The organism is Streptomyces sp. WAC06614, from assembly GCF_003949795.1.
GTDB lineage: Bacteria > Actinomycetota > Actinomycetes > Streptomycetales > Streptomycetaceae > Streptomyces.
In genome coordinates this window covers 1-1,855 of the sequence record NZ_RPRY01000622.1, presented here as the reverse complement: position 1 = coordinate 1,855, position 1,855 = coordinate 1, and the positions used below count along the sequence as shown (strand labels likewise).

Here is a 1,855-nt window from a genome sequence, read left to right as displayed (position 1 = left end):
GCCCGTAGCCGCCCTCGCCCCCTCGGAGCCGCCGCATGACCGCCACCTCCACCGCCACCGTCACCGCTCAGCTCACCGCCCGTGACGTCACCAAGTCCTACGCCGGCCGCCTCGTCCTCGACTCCGTCACCTGCTCGGTCCCCTCGGGCGGCCGCCTGGCGATCGTCGGCGAGAACGGGTCCGGCAAGTCCACCCTGCTCCGGCTGCTGGCCGGGGCCGAACGCCCCGACAGCGGCGAGGTCTTCGTCCGCGCCGACGGCGGCCTGGGCTTCCTCGCCCAGGAGGAGCACCTCCCGCCCCATCTGACGGTCCAGCAGGTCATCGACCGGGCCCTGGCCCCGCTCCACGCCCTGGAACGCCGGATGCGCGCCCTGGAGCACGCGATGGCCGCCGCCCCCGGCCCCGGCCCCGCCGTCCTCACCGAGTACGCCGAGCTGCTCACCACGTTCGAACTGCGCGGCGGCTACGAGGCCGACGCGCGCGTCGAACGTGCCCTGGCCGGCCTCGGGCTCCTCGACCTCCCCCGCCCGCGCAGCGTCGCCGGCCTCTCCGGCGGCGAACAGGTCCGGCTGCGCCTGGCCGCGACACTCGCCGCCGCCCCGGAGGTCCTGCTGCTCGACGAGCCGACCAACCACCTCGACGACTCCGCCCTGACCTGGCTGGAGGACCATCTGCGCAGCCGCCGCGGCACCACCGTGGCCGTCTCCCACGACCGCGCTTTCCTGGAACGGTTCGCCACCGACCTGCTGGAGGTCGACGGGGACCTCCACCGCACCGTCCGCCACGGCACCGGCTACGCGGGCTACCTCGCCGAGCGCGCCGCCGACCGGCGGCGCCGCGCCGAGGCGCACACCGTCTGGCGGGCGGAGGTGGACCGGCTGCGGGAGAACGCCGCCGGCCCGGCCCGTCGCATGGCGCCCGGCCGGGAACGCAAGGACGGCAACAAGATGGCGTACGACCGGGCCGCGGGCCGGGTCCAGCAGTCCCTGGCCTCCCGGGTGCGCAACGCCCGGGAGCGGCTCGGCCGGCTCCTCGCGGAGCCCGTTCCCGCACCGCCGGAGCCCCTGCGCTTCACGCCCACGCTGCGGGCCGCGGGCGGCCGGGGCGTGCTGATCGAGGCCGAGGGGGTCGCGGTCGCCGGACGGCTCGCCCCGGTCACGGTGAACGTCGCGGCCGGCGACCGGCTGCTCGTGACGGGGGCCAACGGGGCGGGCAAGAGCACCCTGTTGGGCGTCCTGGCCGGGCGGACCGCCCCCGACGGGGGGCGGATCGTACGGCGCGGCCGGACCGGACTGCTGACGCAGCAGGCCGACGCCGGGCTGCCGGGCGGGCGGACGGTGCTGGAGGCCTACGCGCACGGGCGTACGGGCTCGGCCGAGGAACATGCGGAACGGCTGCTGTCGCTGGGCCTGTTCGCCCGCGAGCGGCTCGACGTACCGGTCGGGGCGCTGTCGGCCGGCCAACGGCAGCGCCTGGCGCTGGCGCGGCTGGTCACCGAGCCCGCCGACGTCCTGCTGCTCGACGAGCCGACGAATCACCTGTCGCCCGCCCTCGCCGAGGAACTGGAAGCGGCCCTCGCCGGCTTCCCGGGCGCCGTGGTGATCGTCAGCCACGACCGCCGACTCCGCCACCGCTGGCGGGGCCCCCACCTGGCACTCCACGCCCCGACCAGGACGCCGTGACCTGCCCTCGGCCCGGACCCCGCGCCGCTGTGGCGGGCCCCGGCGCTGCCGCACCGATCCGGCCCGTTCCGACCGGGTCACCGGGTCACCGGGTCACCGGGTCACCGGGTCACCGGGACCACCCGACTCCACCGCCACCCCGGCACTCCCACCCGCACAGGAGCCCCCATGAC

General features: G+C 77.1%; 1 protein-coding gene. It reads left to right on the top strand.

The window, feature by feature from the left end:
* Positions 1-35 precede the first annotated feature (35 nt).
* Entirely contained in the window at positions 36-1,682 is a 1,647-nt protein-coding gene (locus EF918_RS35370) for an ABC-F family ATP-binding cassette domain-containing protein (RefSeq protein WP_125652934.1), read from the top strand.
* Positions 1,683-1,855: the final 173 nt, after the last annotated feature.

What these genes read in the sequence shown, in the direction of transcription:
- EF918_RS35370 (WP_125652934.1), top strand. Translation starts at nt 36, where the DNA reads ATGACCGCCACCTCCACCGCCACCGTCACCGCTCAGCTCACCGCCCGT.